Origin of the sequence: Microbispora sp. ATCC PTA-5024 (genome assembly GCF_000511135.2) — a bacterium.
Classification (GTDB): Bacteria; Actinomycetota; Actinomycetes; order Streptosporangiales; family Streptosporangiaceae; genus Microbispora; species Microbispora corallina.
In genome coordinates, this window is the sequence record NZ_KI866522.1 from 442000 (window position 1) to 464884 (window position 22885).

The following is a 22885-nucleotide window of genomic DNA, read 5'->3' on the forward strand; positions in this document are numbered from 1 at the left end:
CCCTAACCCCTCCATGTCGTAGATGGGCGCGCCCAGCTGAATGGGCACCCGCTCGTCCCAGTACGCCTTGTTCGACTCCCGCCGGCGTTCTGCCCGGCCACCCATGAATCCGGACGATACAGGGAAGCCGGCGAAGGCGCGCTGACGGGGATCGGGACACGAACGTTGCCAATCCGGCTGTCAACAGGCAACCCCCTGTGGGCCGGAACTCCCGGGCCCGATGATTGAGCGGCGACGCTGTGTTCCCGCCGTGCTGTCGAGGAGGTCAGCGTCGGCTCGCGGCCATCGCGCCACCGCCGCCGTACGGGACCGGGCTGCCGGCCGGCTCGCTGAGGGACCCTTGCAGCGGCCACCGGCGCTCCCCCACTGCGGCGAGCGTGTCGGCGCGAGAGGGTACGGGCGAACCGGTCAGGTGCGGGTGGGCGGATTGAGCGAGGTGTCGTGGGGCGACCAGAGCGTTTCATCGATGTCCACTTCGGACCGATAGCTTCCCTCGCTCGGGAACTGCGGGAGTTGAGAAGGAACGCCGGCAGCCCGCCCTACCGCGAACTGGCGCGGATGGCCGGCTACGCCCCCTCCACCCTGTCCACGGCTGCGAGCGGACGCGTGTTTCCCAGCAAGGAGGTCGTCGTCGCTTTCGCGCAGGCCTGTGGCGCGGATCCCGCCATGTGGGAGGAGCGATGGCGACTGGCCTCGGCGCTGCTCGGCTCGCGTCGCCGGCCCGATGACATCCAGTCCCGTCCGGAGCCGCTGGACGATGACGTCGAAGCCCACATGGCGCTGGTGCCGGAACGGACATCGCTCCCCGCGACGCTGCCTCCTGAGGTGGCGGACTTCGTGGGCCGCGGCCGCGAACTCGATACGGCGATCCGTGATCTGGGTGGTCGCGGAGCGAACCACGGCGGCCGGCGGGTACTGGTCATCACCGGTCCGCCCGGAGTCGGCAAGACCGCGTTCACAGTGCAGTTGGCGCACCGCCTGACGCCTGCGTTCCCCGAGGGCTGTCTTTTCGCCGATCTGCAGGACAAGCCCGGCGCGCCCGTCGACCCCGGCGAGATACTCACCAGGTTCCTGCGGGCGCTCGGCGTGCTTCCCGAGCACATTCCCGGCTCCGTGGAGGAGCAAAGCGCACTTTACATCGACATCGTTCGCAACCGGCGTCTCCTGATCGTGCTCGACAACGCGTTCAACGAGGTTCAGGTCAGGCCCCTGCTGCCCGGCAGTCCGACGTGCCGCGTGCTGATCACGAGCAGAAGGGTGCTGTACGGCCTGAGCAGCACTCGCACCCTTGTGCTCGACCCCCTGGTCGGAGACGAGGCCGTCGAGCTCTTCGTCCGCGTCTCCGCGCAGGGCTCCCCCACTCTCGACAGCGCGGAGGCCGAGGCGGTGGCCGAGCTGTGCGGCCGCTTTCCCCTCGCGCTCCGGATCGCGGGAGCCCGGCTGGAAGCACGGCGAAACTGGTCGGTCGGGCACATGGCCGATCGATTACGCGACGAACGGAGGCGGCTGAGTGAGCTGGTCGCCGGGGATCTGGCGGTCCGGGCCGCGTTCGCCCTCTCGTTCGAGCGCCTCGCAGTCGATGACCGGCTCATGTTCCGCCGTCTGGGGTTGATGCCCGGCGTGAACTTCGCGCCGGAGGCCGCAGCGGCCGTGGCCGGTGTCTCCGTCCTCGCCGCGGAGTTCAGCCTGGAGAGGCTGGTGGACGGCAACCTGCTCCAGTCCGTGGGGCCCCAGCGGTACCGCATGCACGACCTGTTGCGGTTGTACGCCGTGGAGCGAACGCGGATGGAGGACGGCGAGGCGGATCGGCTGGCGGCCGTGAGGCGGCTGCTGACCTGGTACGCCCGTACGAGCCATGCGGCGAGCATTGTGCTCATGCCGGCGCGTCGGCGCCCCCCACTTCAGACGCTCGACCCCGCGAGCGTGCCTCCGACGGCTTTCGGCGGATACGCGGACGCCATCGCCTGGTTCGAGGCCGAGCGTGCCAATCTGGTGGCCGCGACCACGCAGGCGGCGGACGTCGGCATGCCGAACGCCGCGTGGATCATCCCCTCGTCGTTGCTGGCCTTCTTCCAGTTGCGCAAGCACTGGCCCGACTGGATCGTCACGCACCGCGTCGGCCTCACAGAGGCCAGGGAGGCCGGAGACAAGTACGGCGAGGTCCTGATGCTTCAGGGACTCGGGATCGCCATGCGAGAGTTGCGCCGGTACGACGACGCCATCGAGCACCTCCTGTACGCCCAAGAGGCCGAGCACGACCTGGGCGACAAGTACGTCGAGGCCTCCATCCTCAACAGCCTCGCGGCCGTTCGATTCGACTGGGGACAGCCCGAACTCGCGGCGGAGGAGTACCAGCGTGTGCTTGCGATCTGCCGCGAGATCGGCAACACATGGGGTGAGGCCACGACGCTGAACAACCTCGGCGAGGTCTACTTCACCCTCCGCCGGTACGCCGACGCCGCCGCCTCGGCGGAGGCCGCGCTGTCGTTGTCCGGGGAGATCGGAAACCATTGGGGTGAAGGGTTCGCGCTCCACATTCTGGGCTGCACCCACGCGGAGTGGCAGCGACCCGACAGGGCGGCCGAGTACTTCACCAGGGCGCTCGAGACCAGGCAGGCGATCGGGGATCGGCAGGGCGAGGCCACCACCCTCACTCGCCTCGGAGATCTGCTGAACCGCGCGGGCCACCGCGGGGAGGCCAGGGAGCTGTGGCGGCGTGCGCTGACGATATTCAGGGAGATCGAGGACCCTCACGCCGGTGAGGTGGCCGCCCGGTTGGGGTCCTCCAGGAGCTCCGACGCGGACGCGAGGCCAGGTGAGGCGCTGGATGCGAGGGGGACGCAGTCGCCCGCGAGCACCAGCGTCAACTCGTCCGGATCGACGTGACGCGCGGCCGCGGCCACCACGGAGTGCGGCCGGATCCGGCCGATCGCCTTGGTACGCCGCTCCAGGAAGTCCGGCGACAGCCGACGTTCCAGTGCGGGTGCATAGAGATCGAGGGCCTGCTGGGTCGTCTGCGTCCGCACCGGCAGACTCCGGAGGAGGTTGTCCGCCGCGGCTCGTACGTCATCGGCGCGGACACGTCCCCTGCATACCCTTCCTATCTCCTGGAACATCGCCATGACGGCGGCCTCCGCCTTCGACGCGCCCACCGCGGTGAGGAAGAGCACCTGGCACTGGTATCCCCCGGGCACCGCCCGGGTGACCAGATCGGCCGTCACCCCGTACGTGTATCCCTTCTCCTCCCGGAGGACGGTGTTGAGCCTGGAGCCGGACCAGCCGCCGAGGGTGTGGACGGCGACCTCCAGAGCCGCGACGCCCGCGAGGTCGGGAACTCGAACGACACGCCCACAGGCCAGCACCGTCTGCGCCGACCGCGGCAGGTTCTCGATCACCACCCCGCTGCCGCCTGTGTCCGGCTGGGGAACCGGCTGGAGGGCCGGCCCGCTCCGGGGGCGCCATCCTCGGAAGGCACGGTTCGCCCATTCGCGGGCGTCCTGGGGGCCGAGGTCACCCGCGAGCAGCAGCGTCGCGCCTGACGGCGTGACGTGGCGACTCCACCAGGCGCGCGCGGCCGCCGCGTCGATTCTCTCGATGGTCTCCGGCACGCCACCGGGCGGCCGTCCGTATCCCGACACCGCCCCGTACGTCGCGGACGAGAACGCGCGCACGGCCCGCTCCCGCGGCTGGGCGGCCTCGCGCCGGGCTTCGACGAGGCGGCGGGCGACCAGCCGCGACACGTCCCCGGGGTCCAGCGCCGGCACGGTCACCGCCTCGGCCAGGAAGCTCAGTGCGGCATCGGCCTTGCTGATCGGCGCCGTCACGGTGAGGCTGGCCGCGTCCACAGTGGCCTCGGCGGTGAGCGCGGCCCCCTGACACTCCAGCCGGTGGGAGAAGGAGTTCGCGTCGTGCCGTATGGTCGCCATCGTCATCGCCTGGGCGGTCAGGCGGGCGACGCCCTGGAGGGCCGGCCCGTCGGCGACGGATCCGGTCGCGAGGATGAGTCGCGCCGAGAACATCCCCCGGCCCGGCATGGGAACGAGGAGGACCCGCAGCCCACCCTCGACCCCGTCCACCTGGACACCGGGAAGGTGGCAGGCCGCCCGGCGGGGCACGGCGGGGCGCGCCACCCGCGCCGGTTCCTTCGGCGCCTTGTCCGTGCTGCGCATGAATCCGCTCCTCTTGATCGGATGGGCGTCGTCAGGCGGGCTGATAGGTGAGCACGACTCTCCTCGACCGGTCGGCCAGCGCGCTGATCGCGTCGGCCACCTCCCGCGCGGGCACGGCGCGGATGCGCGCCATCACCTCTGAGGCCGACTCGGGAGAACCGGTCAGCATCGCGTGCCAGGAAAGCTCCTCCGCCTTGCCCCGTCCCAGATCGAGGCGGCTCAGCCAGCCCGCCTCGAGCTGCGCGATCGCGCGGTCGAGGTCACGCTGACAGACCCCGGTCTCGGCCAGCGTCTCCAGCTCGGCCTGACAGGCACGCTCGAGGACGCTCGGGCCCGTGCCGCCGCGCGGTGTGAGGCGGACGACGCCGAGGGAGGCGTCGCCGGCGAGGGGCACGACGTCGAACGTCGTCTCGGCGGCCAGGGCGCGTCCGCGGACGAGGCCGCGCGAGAGAACGCCGGCCGTTCCCCGCGCGAGCACCGCCGCGGCGAGGACGGCGGCATCGAGCGCGGTCGTGCCGGCGGGTGGGAGGCGGTGCGCCAGGAACACCTTCGGCGGAGCGTCCGAGGTCATGGTCATGCGGATCTCGTCACCGTCCGGGATACGCGGTGCGGTGACGAGGAGCGGAGCCTGACCTCGGCGGCTGATCCCGCCGAAGTAACGCTCGGCCCAGGCGAACGTCGTCTCGGCCTCGACCTGGCCGACCACGGTCAGCACGGCTCGGTCTGGGGAGTAGAACGTCTCGAAGAACGCTCGTGCGTCGTCGAGGGACGCCGAGTCGAGGTCGGCCATCGAGCCGATCGGCAGATGGTGATAGGGATGGCCGGCCGGGAAGAGGGCGGCGACCAGTAGCTCCAGCGCGGTGCCGTAGGGCACGGTGTCCATGGTCTGGCGACGCTCGTTCTTCACGACGTCGCGCTGCACGTCGAGGATGCGCTGGTCGAGCGCGTCGGGTAGTCCGGCGAGCCGGTCGGCCTCGAGCCAGAGCACCAGCTCCAGCGCACCGGACGGCACGGTTTCGAAGTAGCTCGTCGAGTCCATGGAGGTGGCCGCGTTCGCGAAGCCGCCGGCCTGCTGGATCAGGCGGGCGTGCTCGCCGTCCGCCGCACCCGGGGAGCCGGTGAACATCAGGTGCTCGAAGAGGTGTGCCAGGCCGGTGCGTCCCGGCCGCTCGTGCTTCGAGCCGACGAGGTACCTCAGATGAACCGCGGCCACCGATTGAGCGGGATCGGGACAGACGATCACCAGCATCCCGTTCGCGAGGCGCCGGGTCGCGCAGTCGAGCCGGACCCGGGACGCCGTATCCGGCATCGTCACCACTGATCCCTTTCAGCTTTCGTCGAATGATCCGGCGCGTTCAACGGCCTTTCTGCGAGCAGCTGAACGCGCCGGACCGATTTCACGAGCAGCAGATGACGTTGACGCTCGCGTGCCGCTCGAGAATGTCCTCGTCGTCGAACGAGTGGCCCTCGAGCTCACCCTGGCCACGGGACGCTGAATTGAGCTTCCTGGCCAGACGAACGGCGCTCTGAATGTCGGTGAGAGTTTCCTTCGAAACCTCGTCCTGCGGGTCGCCCTTGCTCATTTCTTTTCCTCCGAACGCAGTGGATGGACGGATGGTCAGGTGCAGCAGATGATGTTCGCGGCGGCGTGCCGGTCGAGGATGTCCTCGTCGTCGAACGAGTGTCCTTCGAGGTCACCGTCGGCCTTCGCCTCCTTGACGACCTGCGCCAGGCGAACCGCCGCCTGGATGTCGGAGCGGATCTGCGGGTCCAGTCCGTCCAGATCGATGTCGGCCATTTCCTCTCCCATCTTTACTCCGGGGCTTCGCCTCGAGATTAGATCGCCTTTTCTCGAGGCGTCAACCTCGTTTTTCCGAAGAAATTTACTTCCTGATTTCGGGCATGTTTGATCGACAGATGTCCCACGTATTTCCATCGCCTAGCGCCGTGAAATGAGAGACGCGGTGCGCTGGAATTCGAGAATGGGAACGGCGACGGCGCCGGCGCCGCGAACCATGCCGATCAGTTCCCGTGTCCTCTTCAGATGCGCCCCGGCCGCGGCGGAATCGCCCGCGTCGTGGGCCTGAAGGGCGCTGAGTTGCTCGCGCAGGATCCGCACATCCCAGCTGCCCGTGCCGTCCCCTGCCGGAGGCGCCGCCCCAGGCCAGTTCATCAGCGTCATTCTCGACCTGCACCGGAAGGCCGCCGCCACGAAGCCGATGCGCTCGTAAAGATCAGCGGCCGCGCCCGCCGCCTCGGCCGCCCTCGCGTGATCGCCGTCCAGTTCGGCGAGCATGGCTCCGAACTCGAGGGCTCCCGCCATGCCGGCGCGATGGTCGGCGTCCCTGAACACGTTCTCCGCCTCACGGAGCAGCCGCACGGCTTCGTCCCTGTCGCCGATGCGGCCGTGGAGGAACGCGGCGGGACAGCTCACCGCCGCCTGAAGCACCGGTGTGTCGGCCGTCCTCGCGCGCAGTTCGAGGCATTCCGCCAGTGCGGCCGGGACGGGTGTGTCGCCGTACGCCAGGCAGAGGGCGAGATTTCCATATATTTCGGCGACACCGAAGCAGTTTTCGGCGCCGAGTATCGTGAGGGCCTCTCTGAGCAGGTGCTCCGCCGTGGCGTAGTCACCCGCCCGCGCATGATGAAGTCCTTCGAACAGGAGAAGCCGGCTGCGTCCTCCGGCCTCACCGGCTCGCTCCGCGAGGCTCGTGGCCTCGGCGAGAAGGTCACCGTCCCATCCGCTCTCCGTGGACCGGATGGCGACTTCCGTCGCCTTGAGGTGGGCGGCCGCGGGGAGGTTGGCCTTGGCGGGGATCTCCCGCTGGAGCGCCGCGATCCGTTCCAGGGCGAGGGCGCCCTTACCCGCCGCCGCCAGGGCGTACGTCTCGACGGCGCCGATTTCGAGCCGGAGCGCCTGATCATCTCCGCACAGGTGTGCGGCTCTGCCCGCGAGCTCGAGAGCCAGCGGAATCTCCGATCGGGCCGCGACCAGCCGAGCCGCCGAGCACAAGGACATAGCCGCCCGTCTGCCCGCGTCACGCGCCTCGGGCGAGTCCGGGTCGAATTCACACAGGGCCCCGTACGCGCGCTCAGCGTGGACCGAGGCCGTTTCCATGGCGTCGGGCCGTTGCCTCGCCCGCTCCTGCAGCCGCCGCGTGATCCGACTGTGCACATCGGCCTGATCGGCCAGCGTCAGCCTCGAATACGCGACCTCGGCGACGACGCGCGAGCCCACATGGTGATCACGCGGATTGTCCAGCAGGAACCCCGCGGCGGACAACTCGCCCACCGCGAGATCGAAGTCCTTGTCGGCCAGACCGCAGGTGGCGGCCAGGTCGACCAGGTCGGCGTCGGCTCCCCAGGCCGCGCTGCAGGCCAGCACGCGTCGTGCCGCCGGGCCGAGGCGGTCCAGCCGGGCACCCAGGGCGGCCTCGGCCGACGGGGCTATGAGGTCGTCACCGCCCTCGGCGGCGAGCGCGACCAACTGCTCCAGGAAGAGCGGGTTGCCTCCGCCCCGCTTGACCACCTCGTCAGCCCGGTCGCGGGGCTCGGGAACACCGAGCGCGGCGGCGACATGGCCGAGCAGGTCGTAGGCGTCCTCGTCTTCCAGGGGCTCGAGGACCGCCCGCTCCGCCCGCGCCCCGTCGCCCAGCTTCACCTGCCGCCCGCTGAGCAGGAACGCCAGTGGTCCGAGCGACGCGTCGACGCCGTCCACGAACGCCCGGAGATGATCGGAGGCCCACTGATAGTCGTCGATCGCGACGAGCACGGGCCGCTCTCTGGACATCTCGGATAGGCGGCGCCGGATGGCCAGCCGAAGCTCGTCGGCGGCGCGCGGCACCTGGGGTCCTTCGCGCCCCTCGTCGCCGCGCCGTTCCGCGCCGGAGGCGAGCAGCCGATCGAGCCGGGTCAGCGGCCCCAGTCCCGAGTGATCCCCGATGGGCGGGCAGCTCAGCATGACCACGCGGCAGCCCGATGCGGTCTCCGCCTGTGCGCAGAGCTCGCGAACCAGGCGGGTCTTCCCCACGCCCACGTCCCCTTCGATCGCGAGCAGGGTGCCCGATGGTTCGGCCAGCATGCGGCTCAGCCGGTCGGAGAGGCGCTGCCGAAGGACGACCTGGTTGACATACCGGATCACTCCCTCACCGTTCGGGTCCTGCTCTCCGTCGTCGGAGGGCGGGCTGAGCCGCCACGCGCGGAGCGGCTTGTCGAAGCCCTTCGCCTGCACGGGGGGAAGGGGCCGGCACGGGACCGCGTGGCGTATGAGCAGCCAGGTCTTCAGATCGACGGCGGCACCGTTCTCGGGGGCGGCCGCCTGCAGCCGGGCCGCCCGGTTCATCACCGCGCCGATCGCGAATGAGGAGTCCCGCCCGGTCGCCACGACCCTTCCCGACGCGAGACCGAACCGGATGGACAGTTCGATGCCCCGTCTCCTGAGCGACTCGGCCTGTCCCGCCAGGCCGTCCATGGCGGCCCGAGCGGCGTTGGCCGCGTTGACGGCGTCGTCCTCACCGCCGTTGCCGGCTCCGAAGACCGCGACGATCGCGTCGCCGATGAACTTCTCCAGGCGCCCGCCCGCCCGGCTCAGCGCCCCGCCGACCTCGGTGAAGTACGCGTCGAGCACTCCGCTCCACACCTCGGGGCGCAGTCGTGCCGCCAGCTCGGTGGAGCGCGCCAGATCGCAGAACGCCACCGTCACGAATCGCAGATCCGGCGCCTCCCTGTCGTCCGACAGCGTGTTGCCGCACCGCATGCAGAAGCGCGCCTCCTGAGGGTTGGCGACCTGGCACCGACCGCACAGAACCGGATCAGCGGCTCCGGGGGTCATGTCCCACCTCCTCTCGTCGTCTCGGCCGTTCACCAGCAGAAACCCCCGCCGTCCATGTGTCCTTCGACGTCGTCGGCGACCTCGTCGAGCCGCACCTTGATGTCGGTCAGGAGCGCGACCTCCTCGTCGGTGAGCGACTCCAGGACGGCCAACTGCTCTTCGTTGGCCCATTCCAGGGCGAAGCCCAGCTCTGCCAGGCGATCGGAGTTGGTCATCGGCGTGTCCCCTTCCGCTTGGGCGTGATGGCCGTTGTGACATCGATCAGCCCCTCCGCCGACGCGAGCGCACTCGTGGTGAGAAGCCGATCCAGACGTTCGGTCAGCGGCAGGGCGTCGAGAACGCGCCGCAGCGAGGCGCCGTGTTCCGCGTCGAGGTCCGCGTGACCAACGATGGTTTTGAACGCCTCGGGTGGGAGGGCGCAGCGCCGGGCCAGCTCTTGTGCGAGGGCTCGCGGCGGCGGGTTCCATTCGAGCACGGCGATGTGCCCGAGCAGGGCCACCGGGTGCGCATGCCGGATCCAGTAATACTGGGCACCGATCAATCTCGCCACGGCCGGCGGCGCGTCGAATCGCCGAAGTTGATCCGGGTCCCCGCCCGCGAGGCCGTAGTCGCCGGCGACCCACGTGTCGTGGCCGGCCTCGCCGCTGACCTGCTCGCACAGGTACGCGCGCAGCGGTGCCGAAACGGGGTCGTCGGCAAGCCGGTCGCACTCGTCACGCGCGAGCGTGAGCAGGGGGACCGTCGCACGCATCATCGCGTACGACACCGCGAGCCACCGCCGGTAGGCGTCACCCGGCGCGTCCGTCTCCCACACGCGCGCCATGAGCCGCGACAGACCCGGCCGGAGGGCGCCGACGAGAGTGGACAGGCGCTGCGACCTCGACGCGCGGCCGGGAGACGCGCTGATGTTCATGGCGCCTCGACCATGGTCAGGAGCCCCTCGACCAGTCGCGTCGCCCCGGGGCCGTCTTCGAGGATGCCGTGCGCGGCCCAGCACGCCTCGCAGACGGTGGAGAACGGGCGTCGCGCCAGGTCGCGGAAGGGCGGCAGCTCGGCGAGCGGGCCGATGCCGCACGCGGCGAGCGCGCGTGGGATGGGGGAACGCCGGAGCCGGGTGAGGGCGGGCCCCACGTCTTCACGACGCCGGACGACGGTCCGGAGGGCGCCCGGGCCGCGGCCCATGATGACGGCCTCGTTGCAGCAGGCCGTCACCGTCCCGTCATACCGGATGGTGGGCGAGGACGCCAGGCCGCAGCGCACCGCCGGCGAGAGCGGCTGGGGCGGCGCCGCCGCGAACACATCCCGCCCCCGCCCCAGGCGCAGGGGGGTGATCGTATTGATCTCCGCCGCCTGCCGCCCGTCGCCGAGGAGTTCGCCGAGCATCCGGGACACCGCCTCCCGCCCGCCCGGTTCGTCGAGGACCTGGACGACGAGATGGCATCCCGCGTCGACGGCGGCTCTCGCCGCCGACCTCAGCCGGGCCGGCGTGACGCCCCTGGCATGGAAGCCGTCGGTGCTCAGGTATACCGTGGACACCTTCGCGAGCAGCCGCGTGATCCACGCCGGGGCCGACCGCTCCGAGGCCCAGTAGCCGCTGGTGAAGACGACCAGGGCCTTTCCGCTGTCGTGCAGCCCCTCGACCGCCCGGGTCAGGCCCCAGCGTTCGGCGAACGGCTCGCCACCCGACACCGCGACGACCTCGAGCTCCGGGATCGCGCCGATGCCGGCGACCACCTCGGTGAACAGCGCCCGGTCTCGGATCGTCGGGCCGTCCGGCCGGGAGCCTACGGAGCAGTGCGCGCACCGGACCGGGCACCGATCGGTCAGGAAGAGAAGGAGGGTCGCTCCCGGCGTGCGGCGCAACCGCTCGGCGTCGGCCACCGTCACCCGGCGCATTCCGCACCTCTACCGGGCCCGTCCCAGCCGAGGCCCACGAGTTCGGCATAGCGTGGCGAGCCCCAGCGGCGGGGAAAGGCGTATGGGTCGCGCCTCGCCGCGGCCCCGCCCGCGAGCGCCGCCACGATCGTGCCGTTCGGCGAGTGGAAGTAGTCCTCGGCACGCGCGGCGAGGCGGTGGTCGTCCGCCAGCCCCGCACAGGTCACGCAGGGATCGCGGCGACCACCGGGGGCCGGTTCGCCTGCTCCGAAGCGGCGTCGCACCTCGACCGGGCCCATGGTGCGCACCCCGGTGAGCACGGCCCGGGACAGCGCCCGCCGGCGCACCTCGGACCAGGTGTCGCGGGACGCGTGGCCGAGCACCAGATGCGACGGGCGGCTCGTCAGGACGAGACTCTCCCGGCTGCACGCGTAGACCGTGCCGTCATGTCCGACGAGCGGCCAGGTCGCCAGCGCGCACGGATCGGCGAGCGGCGCCGCAGCCGGCAGGTGTGGCCCCGCCGTGCGGACCGGCCAGATCCGCCGGGCCCTCCCCGTACGGCGCAGCCTGGTCACCAGAACGGGGATCCGATCGTCGAACTCCCGGCGGACGTCCTCGACGACGTCCTCGAGATAGGGATCGTCGTCGCCCTCTCCGGTGATCTGGAAGCTCACCGCGGGAACGATCTCCCGGATGCGGTGTACGGCACGGAACACGGCGTCCCGGCCGACCTGGCGCTCGTGGAAGACGTCCAGGCTGGCCGCGAAGTGGTCGAGGGACGGCAGGACGTTCTCGATCGCGCGGGGAATCGTCCCGCGGCCCCGGGCGAAGAACATGCCGGACAGAAGGTAGGCGCGGGTCCCCGCCTCCTTCGCCCGCGTCGCGAGCTCCCTGACGAGCCTCGGCCGGAGAAGCGGTTCACCCCCGGACATGAGGATGACCTCGGGCCGGTCCTCGAGGGCGAAGGAGCCGACCAGGGACAGGAACGACGCCGCCTCTCCCTGTTCGGACTCCGGGGAGGACTCGGTCGAGCAGTGCGCGCAGGCGAGGGGGCAACGCCTGGTCAGGGATAAGAGCAGCCCGGCGCAGGGCACCATACGCAGCCGCGCGATCTCGGCGAGATGCATGGGACTATCCCGCCTTGGCCAGCAGGTTGGTCAGGGCCGTGACGAACTCGTCGACGGTGGCGTCGTGGGCGCCGTCCCGCGGGCGAAGCGCCTCCTCCAACCTGGCGAGAGGCGGCAGCTCGGGACCCGTGGCCGGCCGCATGACGCGGGCGGCGACCAGCAGCGAGAGCGCCGCGCAGGACTGCTGCGCGAGCTCGGTGAGCATGTCGATGGCCGCGAGGTCGCCGAACCGATCCAGCCGGGGGTCGAGCACCTCGAGGACGCCGAGCGCCTCGCCCCCCACTTCCAGCGGAGCGGCCATGATCTCGTCGGGGACGTATCCCGTGGAGGCCGCGAAGGCCTTGTCGAAGCGGGAGTCACGCTGGAGGTCTCTTACGATGATCGTCTCCCCGGTGTTCCACACCCATCCGGCGATGCCGCGATCCGAGGGGAGGGCCATGCCGATGAGATGATCTTCCCCCTCCCCCGAGGACGCTTCGAAGACCAGCTCGTCGCGCCGCTTGTCGTAGAGGAAGACCGATGCCGCCGCCGCCGAAAAGGTCAGCCTGGCCAGCCGCACCGTGGAGCGGAGCATTTCGTCGTGCACGGTGGAGTCGAAGAGCCTGCCGGTGGAGAACGACGGGCCGTCTGCGAGCGGGATTGCCATGTTCGTTCCTTCGCGAGATTGCGAGAGTCAGATGAGGTTGCCGGCGACAGCGGCGAGAACGGATTTGAGCTGAGGGGTCCGGAACCCCGGGTGGCGCTCGAGCATCCGCGCACACAATCCCGCGACGTTGGGGGTGGCGAAGCTGTTGCCCGACAGGCGCGTCGTGCCGCCGTTCAACCAGGCGGCGTGGACGTTGACGCCGTTGGCGAAGAACTCGACCGGCGGGGTCGGGCTGATCTCTATGTACTCCGGGTCCGGCACGGCGTGCGAGCCCACGGATATCACTGAAGGGAACCGCCACGGGTAGCTGTTGACCGGCCGGTTGTGCGCCGCGCACACGATGGTCACACCGTTGAAGTAGGCCTCGTCGGTCAACTCGCGCAGCCGGTCCCTGAACGCCGGACGCTGGGTGGACAGGCTCAGGTTGACGACGCCGAACCGCTCGCGCACGGCCCACTCCAGGGCGGCCACGAGGGCACCGCCGCTGCCGCGGAGGTTCTTCCCCAGGACCCGTACGCTCACGAGTTCACAGTCGGGGGCGAGCCCCCGGATGATTCCCGCGCAGGCCGTTCCGTGGCCGGCGGAGTCGCCCTGGTCATCGGGGCCGACGGTCCAGGTCGTCTCCTCGCCGGACTCGGCGGCCTCGACGCGGAAGGTCTCCGCGCGCCCCCCGACCAGCGGATGGTCCGCGTCCAGGCCGCTGTCGATCACGCAGACGCGCACGCCCCGCCCGGTGGCCCCGCCCCATGCCCATGCCCGGGTCACCGGCTCGGGGAGACTCACCGCGTCCCTGCCCACGCCGGCGCCCACGGAGGTGTGGGCGAAGCGGATGGTGCGCCGTGCCTCCACCGGGGGAGTCGTCACGCCGTCTCTCCCGAGAGGTCCGCCACGGCCAGGGGCTCTGTCTCGTCGGAGGTCACGCCCGCGGCCGATCGGCCAAGAGCCATCAGGACGAGACAGACGAGCAGGACGGCGACCGCGGCGGCGATCACGGGTTGGAACGCCGAAGGGAACGTGGCCAGCCAGAGCGTCCCCAGCGTGATACCGCCAACCTGGGCGAGGTTGACCAGCGCGTCCACCCCCGCGAAGGCCCGGCCGAGGACGTTCTCGGGGATCTCGCTCTGCAACCCCGTCACGTAAAGCACGACGAGGAGAGTGCCGCCGATCCCGAAGACGGCCATGCCTCCCGCGACCAGCACGGAGGACCCGCTGACGAAGGACAGTGCGCCGATCGCCATGAGGCCGATCGAGCCGCGGGCTCCGGTCCGCGCCCGCGCGGGACTCCTGGCCAGGACCGAACCGAGCAGGCCGCCCGCGACACCGCCGGCCGCCTGCGCCGTCGCCAGCACACCGGCGAAGGAGGCGGGTTGGTGCAGGCCGTCGATGATGACGGCGTACACGATGCTGCTGAGCAGGCCGACGGTCAGCACGCAGGCCGAACCTGCGATGACGAGCATGCGGATGTGCGACTGGCGGCCGAGAATGCCCACGCCCTCGCGCACCGACGCCAGGTAGCCCTCCTTGACTCCGCCGCCCTCCGGCCGGCCCACGCCGTAGCTGCGCAACGGCAGGAGGAGCAGGATGCTTGCGACGAAACTGGACACGTCGAGCGCGACCACCCAGCGGATGCCGCCGAAGCGCGCGAACACCAGTGCGCCAAGGGTGGGGGCGATCACACGGGCGATCTGGCCGGCGGTCTGGAGGAAGCCGTTCATCGAGGAGAGCTGCGACTTCGCGGCGACCTGAGGCAGCAGGGAATCGCTGGAGATCATCACCAGGCCGGAGTTGACGCCCTGGAGCAACTGGATGACGTAGATCAGCCACACGTCGGAGGCGTCATGCACCAGCAGCGCGCTCGAGACCAGGACGATGCCGATGAGCTGACTGATGACCAGCAGAGCCAGCCTGTTGAAGCTGTCGACGAGCTGCCCCAGCAGAGGAAAGGCGAGTGTGGGCAGCGCGAAGACGAGCATGGACAGCGCGGCCGCGCCGTTGCTCCCGGTGAGGTCGCGCACCCACACCAGGATCGCGAGGGCGGACGCCATGCTTCCCAGCGTCGACAGGCTTCGCGCCCCCACCAGGCAGATCGCCGTGGACGCGCGCATCTTCTCGGTCATCGGCTACTCACCTTCGCCCGAGCGGGCGCCCGAGGAGGCGCTGGGGTGGCCCGGCCGGGCGGGGAGGCGCAGCCAGTCTTGCTGGGGCGCGGTCGAAGCGGGTGGGGAGAGGTGCGACATCGATGCCTCCTTCAGGCAAGAGGAACGGGGGCGAGGTCCGGGCCGTCCGGACCGGCCAGGACGGCTCGGCAGGGGTGGCGCAGGAGGCGATCGGCCAGATCGCGGTCGCCCGGGCCGAGCTCCAGCGGGTAGAGGTCGGGCGATCGGGCGACGACGACGCGCAGCCCGCGGTCCGACAGCCACGGTGGGGTGAGGTCCGCCGTGAACACGCCGATGCCCCGGCGATCCAGCGCGTGCGCCAGCCGGGCGACCACTTCGGCACTGGTCCCGCCGAGCTCGGGACACTTGGCCGTGCCGCTCCGCGCGTCCGCGTCCAGCCGGTCGAACCCGGTGCCCGACGCGTCGGTGAGGTGGTAGTACGCGTTGTCGGCGTAGTCATCGAAGGTGAGGGGTGCGCCCGGAGCCGTCGCCTGCCTCGTGGCCGCGAGGCCGTAGACGGCGGCGGCCTCCCCCATGGCGCGGCGGGCCGCCCGTTCGATCGTCCGGTCGGCGGCGCTGCCGACGGCCCGCACGGGACGGCCCGCGGACCGGCCGCGAAGCACGCAGAGGACCGTGGGCACCGCGTGGATCCCGGAAAGGTCGACCAGGGAGGGCTCGAGCCGCCGCGACCGGAGTAGGTCGAGCTCACGTTTGAGCGCGTCGCCCGCTACGCGCGGAGGGCTGAGCCGGCAGCGCCAGGTGACCATGAGGGCGTCTCGTTCGAGCAGTTCGAACAGGGCCCGTTCCAGCGCCTCGTCCGCCGACCCGCCCGCGGCGGCGCCGTTCGAGGAGGGGCGATCCGGCCGCGAATTGACCGGGCATCCGGGAGGGTGCAGATAGAACTCTCCCGCCGGCCGCGCGACCGGTGCTCCGGTGTGCAGGTCGACGGCCTCGATCAGGCGGCCGGAGAGCGGGCACCCGCTCGGCTCGCCGGGACGATCGGCCCCGGCCAGCGAGCGGGGCGGCTCGCGCAGGACCAGGCGCTCGGCGAACTCCGCCAGGGCGCGAACGCGGGCGCCCGCCTCGGTTTCGCAGCGGCCCTCGCCTCCGACGTCCACGACGGCTCCGTGCATCGGATCGACGGAGGCTCCCACGACCGTCACCCGGACGCCGCGGGCGGTGCTGTCCCGGGTGACGACGGTCTCCCGGGCCGGGCCGGCCTGACGTGAGACGAGCGTCTCGATCGAGAGCGGGGCGGGGGCCGGGGCCGGGGCGCGGTCTCCGCAGACGACGCAGCCGGGAACGGGCACGTACCGATGGCGCGTCACCGTCGTGACGTCACCGGCGGACAGTTCCAGGAACGACCCGGGCAGGGTCGCGTCCGCGCCGGTGAGCCAGGCCAGGGCGACGCCGGCGGCCAGCCCGGCGACCATGTGCGCCAGCCACGGTCCCGGCGGGGCGGAGCGCCGCTCGCGCAGCAGGAGCTCGTACTCACGCGGGTGTGCGACGTTCGCGCTGCGCCGCCGCCGGAAGCAATCCAGGCAGCCGCTTCTCCCGGGGACGATCAGCGGGCCGACGTGATGCGGCGCCGCGCCGCGCAGGTCGACCAGCAGCCAGGGTGCCCGTGACCGCGTCAGCCCTTCGTTGACCTGTCCCAGGCCGGACGCGTTCGGCTCGTCCGTCACCACGACGGCCAGTGCGTCGCCGCCCTCGGGCAGGTCGACGTGGTGGGTCACCGCGACGGGCAGCCCGGACAGCTCCCTGCTGAGAATCCCATAGATCGTGTCGGCGACATCGCCCCTGCCGTGCACGGCGACCGCGCCTGGGTCGGTGTGCCCCCGGCCCGGCCCCTGGATGCCGGTCCGGTTCTCCGCCGCCCGGAACCACGCGTACGGCGGCACCTCCACGGTTTCGCGTACCACCCCCGCCTTCCGGAGATCGTCCAGGAGGGGCCGGACATCCCGGTCGTCGAGGCCCACGGCGCCTGTCTCGCCGTCCAGCCGCTCGCGCAGGCGCCGAGCCGGCCCGCCGCGCGCCACGCCATACCACGTGCCGAGGGCGACGACGAGACCGTCCGGGAGGGGCGCCCAGCCGGCGAGCGGATGGAGCCGGTGATCAGTCATCGAGGACCAGCCCACGCGCGGCGGCGGCCAGATCCATGCGCCCCGCCCAGTTGAACTTGTAGCTCGGGCAGGCGATGTCGCCTTCCTTCCATCGCTTGGGGCAGCCGCCTCCGCAGACGGGCAGGAAGGGACAGCGGGCGCAGGGCCAGGCCTCGTCCTGGACCTCGTCGTACCACTGGTCGAACATTCCTGCCGGGCGGCGGTCGCCCGCGGTGAGATCCTCCACCGTCGCGACCAGGCCCCGGTCGCGGTCACCGGGCACGAGGGGGTGCTCCGAGCAGGAGTAGACGCCGCCGTCCGGGTCGACCACCTCGGCGCTTCGCGTGGTCGCGATGCACGTGCTCGCCCGGGCCGCCGCCGGCAGCAGGGAGACTTCGAAGCCGAGCGCCTGCGCCAGGCCGAGCCACTCCATCTCCTGCCCGGCGTAGCGTCGCCTGCCGATCTCCCGGTCCGACACGTCGTTGCCCCAGGAATGGACGGCCGCGAGGCTGAGCTTCACCCGCGGGTCGCCGCCCATCCCGTGACAGGCCAGATCCGCGATCAGGTCGCTCACATGATCCTCGTTGTGAACGTCGATGTTGACCCTGATCCCGAACCCCAGCCCCGGGTATCGCCCCTTGCGGACCACGTCGGAGATGAGCGAGACGACACGGGCGAAGCTGCCGGTGCCGTTCTTCTTGAGACGACGGCGGTCGTGGACCTCCGCCGGGCCGTCGAGCGTGATCTCGAACCAGCGGATCCGGCATTCCTCGTACAGCAGCGCGAGGTTCCGCTCGGTCAGGAGGCTGCCATTGGTCGTGATGTCCGACAGGTATTCCTTGCCCAGACGCTCCGCCTCGGCGACGAACGTCCGGCTCATCTCGCGGATGATGCGCAGCGCCATCAGCGGCTCGCCACCGAACCACATGATGTTCAGCCGCGTCGTCTCAGGGTCGGCGAGGGCGGCGAGCACCCGTTCGACCGTCGCGGTCGCGCGGCGTTCCCTGATGGCGGTCCTGCGGTGCTCCTGCCCGCAGTAGGCACAGGCCATGTTGCAGTACGCCGTGGGCATCAACGCGAACCGGCGCATCCGCGCGCCACTCCCGCCCTTGCGCATCCGCCCCAGCACGGTCGCCAGCTCCGCTTCGCCTTCCGGGACGACGGCCTCGACGTCGATCAGGCGCGCGAGCGAGTCCCCGGGGACCCGGTCGGTCTCGCCCGCCTCCAACCGGGCGGCGGTCTCCACCGCGAGGGGGAAGAGCGTTCCCGTCCGGGCCGAGTACGCGAGTCGGACGAGCTCGCCCTGGTCCGTCCGGTACCGGGAAGGGCTGAGAAGGAGGTGAGAGCTGCGCATGTAGGTCATTTCCGGCATAACGGCATCACCTCGTGCTCATGCGGGTGTCGAACACCCAGTCGTCGGTGAGCACCCGGCCGAACGCGGAGGCCAGGTCGATGTGCAGGCCGGCCGAATGCCGGGGAGTTCCGATCCGGGGCCGGTGCCCGAGCGAGAGCAGGAAGCCCGGCCGACGACGGTTGATCAGTCCGTTGTCCGGGACGAAGGGGCCGGCACCGTGGTTGGCGTTGACCTCCACCGAGCCGGCCACGCCGCAGTCGCCGAACGCGAGCGCCCGGCTCAGGAGCTTGGCGACGCGCGGATCCGGGCAGTCCAGGTCCACGACCCGGCTGTCCTTCACGACCAGGGTGGCCGGGCTCGCGGCCAGGCGCACATCGAAGGCGATCGGGCGGTTGACGGTGATCGCGCCGTCGGCGACGAACACCCCGTCCAGCACTGGATCGACGGCGAAGACGCCGCCCGGAGGCAGGACGTCATCAGGGCTGCTCCGCCATCCGTCCCCGGCGGGTGGGCGGCTCACCCGCAGGCGCGCGCCACCGGCCGTCTCGAGGTCCACTTCGGGGAGGGCGTTGAGGCGTCGCGCGAGATCCCGATTCGTCTTCGCGACGATCCCCCGGCTCGGGAGGGCCCACCCGTCGAACGGTTCGGGACGGCATCCGGTCACGCGGCTCACGGAGACCGGGCAGGTTCTGCCCGCACATGCGAGGATCAGCTCGTCCAGCCCCTCGATCAGGTCGTGCTCCAGCGTGACGAGCGTGACGCGGGAACCGGCGCGCTCCAGGCGGTCGAGGGCCTCGTTCACGCGGCCCATGTACGAGGTGTCGGGACTGCCGGCCGCCACCGGAGTGATCGTGTGACCCTCGCGCTCGGCACGGGCGGCGAGCCGGATCGCCTGAGCGGTGTTCTCCACCGAGAACAGCACGAGCACCGCTTCTCGCGGGGCGAGGTCGAGCCAGCCGTCGAAGAGGGAGTCGATATCGGATGGCACGTCTTCGGATGTCAATCGGCCCATGCGCGGATTGAAGTCTTCGCCAGACTGCCCCTCAATCCATCCGAAGGGGGAGGAGACCGACCTTGTCCCCTCAAGAGGATGGTGCGGTCGGGATCGGTCTCCCCCAACGGGGGGATTATCCGGAGGAGACCAGCGGGCTTCAATCGCTGGCATGTCGACTGCGCCTCTGATCGGATCCGGGGCACGGCTCGCCCAGGCTCTCGGCGGGTCCGCCGCCGGATTCGCCGGCCGGATCGCCCTGCCGGGCGAAGCCGGGTACGACCGGTCGCGCTGGGTCTGGCGGGATCACGTGCACTGCCGCCCGGCCGCGATCGCGTCGGCGACCGGCGCGGCGGACGTCCGGGCCGCGGTGCTGGCCGCCCGAGATCTGGGCGAGCCCTTCGCGGTGCGCGCGACGGGCCACGGCCAGCTCGTCCCGTTCACCGGAGGGCTGCTGCTGAACACCTCGGCCATGTCCCATGTCCGGGTTGACCCGGCCAGGAGCATGGCGAGGGTCGGCTGCGGCGCCCGGCTCCGGCGGGTGATCGAGGCCGCGCTTCCCTTCGGTCTCGCCCCGATCTCCGGCTCGTCCCCATGGGTGGGGGCCGCCGGCTACACCCTCGGCGGGGGCACCGGCCTGCTGGCGCGCAAGTACGGCTTCGCCGCCGACAGCCTGCTCGGCGGCGAGCTCGTCACGGCAGACGGACGGATCACGGTCTTCGGGCCCGGCGACGACCCGGATCTCCTGTGGGCCCTGCGCGGCGGGGGCGGCAACTTCGGCGTGGTCACCTCCCTCGACATCCGCCTTCATCCCGTCGGCGAGGTCTACTCGGGCAGCCTCGCACTGCCGATCTCCCGCGCCGCCGAGCTGATCGCCTTCTACCGTGACTGGGTGTCCGGGCAGCCCGACGAGCTCGTGTCGTCTCTCGTCGTCGTGACCATGCCCGACGCGCCCGACGTGCCCGACCGGATGCGGGGACGGCGAGTCGTCGTGGTCCGGGCGACCTACCTGGGCCCCGCTCGGACCGGTGAAGGGATGCTCACGCCGTTCCGCCGTGGCTTCGGCCGTCCGTTGCTCGGCGGATTCCGGGCGATGGACTACGCCGCCAAGGCGCTCATCGGCCCCCCGCGCTCGTTCCGTCAGGCTCGCGACCACGTCGCCCTGCTCCCTGCGTTCCCCGACGCCGTGCTGGACGCCCTCGTCGCCGCGGCGGACTCCGCACTGCCCCTGCTGGAGCTGCGTCACTGGGGCGGAGCGACGACCCGCGTCTCTCCCGAGGAATCTCCTGTCGGACATCGCGACGTGGTCTTCTCAGTCACGGCGGAGGCGCCGATCGGCTCGGTGGCCGCCGAATCGGATCTGGTGGCGCTCGCTGACCGGCTGCGGCCGCATTCCACGGGCAGGTCGTTCCTGAATTTCCTCAACGACGCCTCCGGAGTGGAGAACGCCTACCAGAGGAAAACATATCGGCGACTTCGCGAGCTGAAACTCGTCCACGACCCGGAGAATTTCTTTCGATTCATGCCTAATATACGGCCGTCGTGTACGGCTACCCAGGCTGACGTGGTTGATCGGTTGATCGATGCGACGCGCCCGGACGGGCGTTGTTCACCGAACAATTCGTCGTCTTGACCGAAGATCCAGTTCTGTCTACCGTTGACTCGGACCCGCCGGAAGCAGCATTTCGAGGGACTGCTTGATGGAGTCAGAGAATTACGCCGAAAGGCGTCCAGTCGTGGCCGTGGCGGCGGCGGAAGAGGTAACGGAAATGGTGGCGGCCGGCCTGGGTCGCCGGGCCGACGTGTTCCCTGTCACTCCGCACCGCTATTCCGGAGAGACAGAGTGGAATCCGCTGGCCGCCATCGGGCCGCAATTGGTGATAGCGTCCGACGACTCACCGCGGGTGATCGGAGACTGCTGGCGATCGGGCATCCCGGTCCTCCGCATCGGGCGGTCGGCCGGGCACGTCGAAGTGGGGCCGCGGCTTCAGCGAGGGCTGACCGCGTGCGCGAACTGCCTGAGCCGGGGCCGCGCCGCGGCCTTCACCACCGAGAGCCGCACCGAGAGCCGCACCGACAGCCGCACCGACAGCCGCACCGACAGCCGCACCGGGAGCAGGGCCGCGCCGGCTCCAGGCGCCGACGAGCTCCTCAGCGCGATGGCCGTGCGTGAGGCGTCCCTGATCCTCCGTCGTGTCGCCACGCGGTCGGGCCATCGGGTCCTTCATAGAGTCGACATCCGCACCCATCACGCCACCCGCTTCCTGGTCACGCCGTACCCCGGGTGCCCGGAGTGCGGCGGGGGCATCCGCCACAGGGACGGGAACGCCGCACTCGTCGAGGCGTACGAGTGGCAGATGGAACGGCCTCCTCCGGCGATAGCCGCCGGCGGCGTGCTCCCCGAGCGGAACGCCTGCCAGGCGCACGGCGGGGTCCCCCGGGCAGGCCCCGGTCTTCCGGCCGTCCGGCTGCCCCCGACGCCCGGGGTTCCCTCCCCCACCGGAACCCTGAGCCGTCAATCCGTCGCGGGATTGCTCTCTCGCGTGGCCGGTCGCCGCTCGGAGCCGGGGCGCCGATGGGCGCCCAGCGGAGGCAATCTGGGCTCTGTCGAGCTGTACGTCCTGTCCAGGCGAGGTTCGTTCCGATATGACGACGAGGCCCACGCACTGATCGCGTGTGGCCCTACCCCCATCGAGGCTCCCATCGAGCCGGCTCCCGGGGCCCTGCACATCGTCATGGTGGGCCGTGTGGACCGCCTCTCCCCCAAGTACGGACCGTTCGCCCACCGGCTGGCCCACCTCGACGCGGGATGCGCGGCGACCCAGCTCGTGGCCATCGCACGGGCGTACGGACTCGACGTCACCTTCGTCGGCGGCCGGGACGACCGGCTGTCCGCCGCCCTGGGCCTGCGTCCACCTGCGGTGGTGATGACCGCGATCGCACTCGTTCAAGGGAAGGAACACGAGACATGCCCTTGATCCCCATCGACGAGCCGGCTCGAGCGGTGGCCGGACTGCTCGGCGGTCGACAAGACATCCGCCCGGCCCGGCCCGCGGCCCACGCCGGGCCATCGGCGGAACAGGTCGCCCGGGTGCTCCGGTGTCGTCGTGCGGTCAGATCGTTCGGCGAGGAGGCGATATCCGCCGATCTGCTACTGCAGGTGATCGACGACGCCCCGCGCCTGTGGACTCCGTACAACGAACACGAGCTGGTCCTGCTTGTGGGCGCGTCCCACGTTCGGGGAATGGCCGAAGGGTTGTACCGGGTGGGCCAAGGGGCGTGCGCACTCCTCGCCTCTGATTGCGGCCTGGGCGCCGTACGCGAGTTCTACGGCGATGGCGCGGCGTCGGTGTTCGTCTGTGGTGACGTCGGGGCGGCCTGCGCGCCGCGCGGCGTCGGCTACGGCGGCCTTCTCGTTCGAGCCGGGGCGCTGGGTCACGCATGCTGGCTGTCGGCCATCTCGTCCGGCCTGGTGGGTTGCGCGTACGGTGGGACCTGCGGCGAGATCACCAAGGCCGCCGACCGATGGCGGCCGGGCCTGCGCCACCTGTTCACCGTGACCCTCGGATTCGCACCGGCTCCGGAGACCCAGGCGGCAGGCAACAGTGAAGATCCTCTTAGTTAACGACAACAT

The 22885-nt window shown here is 71.0% G+C and carries 18 protein-coding genes and 1 pseudogene; 4 read left to right on the forward strand and 15 right to left on the reverse strand.

From position 1 onward, the window contains the following. Nucleotides 1–441 precede the first annotated feature (441 nt). Nucleotides 442–2730 (forward strand): annotated as a pseudogene (locus tag MPTA5024_RS02035) (ATP-binding protein); the annotation flags it as partial. Between the two features lie 20 nt (nt 2731–2750). Here MPTA5024_RS02035 and MPTA5024_RS39195 read toward each other — a convergent pair. From MPTA5024_RS39195 to MPTA5024_RS02110, 15 genes are all read right to left on the reverse strand, one after another. Continuing rightward, nucleotides 2751–4169 (reverse strand): M16 family metallopeptidase, encoded by a 1419-nt coding sequence (locus tag MPTA5024_RS39195; RefSeq protein ID WP_084369375.1) that lies wholly within the window; start codon nt 4167–4169, stop codon nt 2751–2753. Nucleotides 4170–4200: 31 nt separating this feature from the next. Beyond that, nucleotides 4201–5478 (reverse strand): M16 family metallopeptidase, encoded by a 1278-nt coding sequence (locus MPTA5024_RS02045; protein ID WP_051457994.1) that lies wholly within the window; start codon nt 5476–5478, stop codon nt 4201–4203. Between the two features lie 88 nt (nt 5479–5566). Next, the gene (locus tag MPTA5024_RS02050; RefSeq protein WP_036319147.1) at nt 5567–5752 is read right to left on the reverse strand and encodes a hypothetical protein; all 186 of its coding nucleotides are present in this window, start codon (nt 5750–5752) and stop codon (nt 5567–5569) included. A 35-nt stretch (nt 5753–5787) separates the two neighbouring features. After that, nucleotides 5788–5967, reverse strand: a complete 180-nt coding sequence (locus tag MPTA5024_RS02055) for a hypothetical protein (RefSeq protein WP_036319149.1) — start codon at nt 5965–5967, stop codon at nt 5788–5790. A 141-nt stretch (nt 5968–6108) separates the two neighbouring features. Further along, nucleotides 6109–9000, reverse strand: coding sequence for an adenylate/guanylate cyclase domain-containing protein (locus tag MPTA5024_RS02060; protein WP_198166905.1), 2892 nt, complete (start codon nt 8998–9000; stop codon nt 6109–6111). A gap of 29 nt (nt 9001–9029) precedes the next feature. Beyond that, complete coding sequence (locus MPTA5024_RS41735) at nt 9030–9215, reverse strand: aroma-sacti cluster domain-containing protein (protein WP_036319154.1); 186 nt, start codon at nt 9213–9215, stop codon at nt 9030–9032. Further along, on the reverse strand, nt 9212–9913 hold the full coding sequence (locus MPTA5024_RS02070; protein ID WP_051457606.1) for an iron-containing redox enzyme family protein: 702 nt from the start codon (nt 9911–9913) through the stop codon (nt 9212–9214). The genes MPTA5024_RS41735 and MPTA5024_RS02070 overlap by 4 nt, the downstream gene beginning before the upstream one ends. Further along, on the reverse strand, nt 9910–10896 hold the full coding sequence (locus tag MPTA5024_RS02075) for a radical SAM protein (RefSeq protein ID WP_036319157.1): 987 nt from the start codon (nt 10894–10896) through the stop codon (nt 9910–9912). Before MPTA5024_RS02075 ends, MPTA5024_RS02070 begins: the two co-directional genes overlap by 4 nt. Next, a complete protein-coding gene (locus MPTA5024_RS02080) occupies nt 10884–12002 on the reverse strand; it encodes a radical SAM protein (protein ID WP_051457607.1) in 1119 nt (372 codons plus the stop codon). Before MPTA5024_RS02080 ends, MPTA5024_RS02075 begins: the two co-directional genes overlap by 13 nt. Nucleotides 12003–12006: 4 nt before the next feature. Continuing rightward, nucleotides 12007–12648, reverse strand: a complete 642-nt coding sequence (locus tag MPTA5024_RS02085; protein WP_051457608.1) for a GAF domain-containing protein — start codon at nt 12646–12648, stop codon at nt 12007–12009. 27 nt (nt 12649–12675) lie between these two features. After that, nucleotides 12676–13512: a S8 family peptidase gene (locus MPTA5024_RS02090; protein WP_051457609.1), complete on the reverse strand. Its 837-nt coding sequence runs from the start codon at nt 13510–13512 to the stop codon at nt 12676–12678. After that, entirely contained in the window at nt 13509–14765 is a 1257-nt protein-coding gene (locus MPTA5024_RS02095) for an MFS transporter (RefSeq protein WP_036319160.1), read from the reverse strand. The genes MPTA5024_RS02090 and MPTA5024_RS02095 overlap by 4 nt, the downstream gene beginning before the upstream one ends. 131 nt (nt 14766–14896) lie before the next feature. After that, nucleotides 14897–16927 (reverse strand): TOMM precursor leader peptide-binding protein, encoded by a 2031-nt coding sequence (locus tag MPTA5024_RS02100; protein WP_157099250.1) that lies wholly within the window; start codon nt 16925–16927, stop codon nt 14897–14899. Beyond that, the gene (locus MPTA5024_RS02105) at nt 16920–18278 is read right to left on the reverse strand and encodes a radical SAM/SPASM domain-containing protein (RefSeq protein ID WP_084369378.1); all 1359 of its coding nucleotides are present in this window, start codon (nt 18276–18278) and stop codon (nt 16920–16922) included. The genes MPTA5024_RS02100 and MPTA5024_RS02105 overlap by 8 nt, the downstream gene beginning before the upstream one ends. Before the next feature lie 7 nt (nt 18279–18285). Continuing rightward, the gene (locus MPTA5024_RS02110; RefSeq protein ID WP_036319162.1) at nt 18286–19248 is read right to left on the reverse strand and encodes a hypothetical protein; all 963 of its coding nucleotides are present in this window, start codon (nt 19246–19248) and stop codon (nt 18286–18288) included. Between the two features lie 175 nt (nt 19249–19423). Between MPTA5024_RS02110 and MPTA5024_RS02115 the strand changes: the two genes are divergently transcribed. The 3 genes from MPTA5024_RS02115 to MPTA5024_RS02125 all read left to right on the forward strand — a co-directional run bounded on the left by MPTA5024_RS02115 (nt 19424) and on the right by MPTA5024_RS02125 (nt 22876). Continuing rightward, entirely contained in the window at nt 19424–20884 is a 1461-nt protein-coding gene (locus MPTA5024_RS02115) for an FAD-binding oxidoreductase (protein WP_051457611.1), read from the forward strand. Nucleotides 20885–21020: 136 nt separating this feature from the next. Further along, entirely contained in the window at nt 21021–22229 is a 1209-nt protein-coding gene (locus MPTA5024_RS44570) for a TOMM precursor leader peptide-binding protein (RefSeq protein WP_442922040.1), read from the forward strand. Next, on the forward strand, nt 22220–22876 hold the full coding sequence (locus tag MPTA5024_RS02125; RefSeq protein ID WP_036319168.1) for a hypothetical protein: 657 nt from the start codon (nt 22220–22222) through the stop codon (nt 22874–22876). The genes MPTA5024_RS44570 and MPTA5024_RS02125 overlap by 10 nt, the downstream gene beginning before the upstream one ends. Nucleotides 22877–22885: the final 9 nt, after the last annotated feature.

Bases quoted from the DNA above. Each gene is read 5' to 3' on its own strand.
- MPTA5024_RS39195 (WP_084369375.1), bottom strand. From the start codon at position 4,169: ATGCGCAGCACGGACAAGGCGCCGAAGGAACCGGCGCGGGTGGCGCGC.
- MPTA5024_RS02045 (WP_051457994.1), bottom strand. From the start codon at position 5,478: ATGCCGGATACGGCGTCCCGGGTCCGGCTCGACTGCGCGACCCGGCGC.
- MPTA5024_RS02050 (WP_036319147.1), bottom strand. From the start codon at position 5,752: ATGAGCAAGGGCGACCCGCAGGACGAGGTTTCGAAGGAAACTCTCACC.
- MPTA5024_RS02055 (WP_036319149.1), bottom strand. From the start codon at position 5,967: ATGGCCGACATCGATCTGGACGGACTGGACCCGCAGATCCGCTCCGAC.
- MPTA5024_RS02060 (WP_198166905.1), bottom strand. From the start codon at position 9,000: ATGACCCCCGGAGCCGCTGATCCGGTTCTGTGCGGTCGGTGCCAGGTC.
- MPTA5024_RS41735 (WP_036319154.1), bottom strand. From the start codon at position 9,215: ATGACCAACTCCGATCGCCTGGCAGAGCTGGGCTTCGCCCTGGAATGG.
- MPTA5024_RS02070 (WP_051457606.1), bottom strand. From the start codon at position 9,913: ATGAACATCAGCGCGTCTCCCGGCCGCGCGTCGAGGTCGCAGCGCCTG.
- MPTA5024_RS02075 (WP_036319157.1), bottom strand. From the start codon at position 10,896: ATGCGCCGGGTGACGGTGGCCGACGCCGAGCGGTTGCGCCGCACGCCG.
- MPTA5024_RS02080 (WP_051457607.1), bottom strand. From the start codon at position 12,002: ATGCATCTCGCCGAGATCGCGCGGCTGCGTATGGTGCCCTGCGCCGGG.
- MPTA5024_RS02085 (WP_051457608.1), bottom strand. From the start codon at position 12,648: ATGGCAATCCCGCTCGCAGACGGCCCGTCGTTCTCCACCGGCAGGCTC.
- MPTA5024_RS02095 (WP_036319160.1), bottom strand. From the start codon at position 14,765: ATGACCGAGAAGATGCGCGCGTCCACGGCGATCTGCCTGGTGGGGGCG.
- MPTA5024_RS02100 (WP_157099250.1), bottom strand. From the start codon at position 16,927: ATGACTGATCACCGGCTCCATCCGCTCGCCGGCTGGGCGCCCCTCCCG.
- MPTA5024_RS02105 (WP_084369378.1), bottom strand. From the start codon at position 18,278: ATGCCGGAAATGACCTACATGCGCAGCTCTCACCTCCTTCTCAGCCCT.
- MPTA5024_RS02115 (WP_051457611.1), top strand. From the start codon at position 19,424: ATGTCGACTGCGCCTCTGATCGGATCCGGGGCACGGCTCGCCCAGGCT.
- MPTA5024_RS44570 (WP_442922040.1), top strand. From the start codon at position 21,021: ATGGTGGCGGCCGGCCTGGGTCGCCGGGCCGACGTGTTCCCTGTCACT.
- MPTA5024_RS02125 (WP_036319168.1), top strand. From the start codon at position 22,220: ATGCCCTTGATCCCCATCGACGAGCCGGCTCGAGCGGTGGCCGGACTG.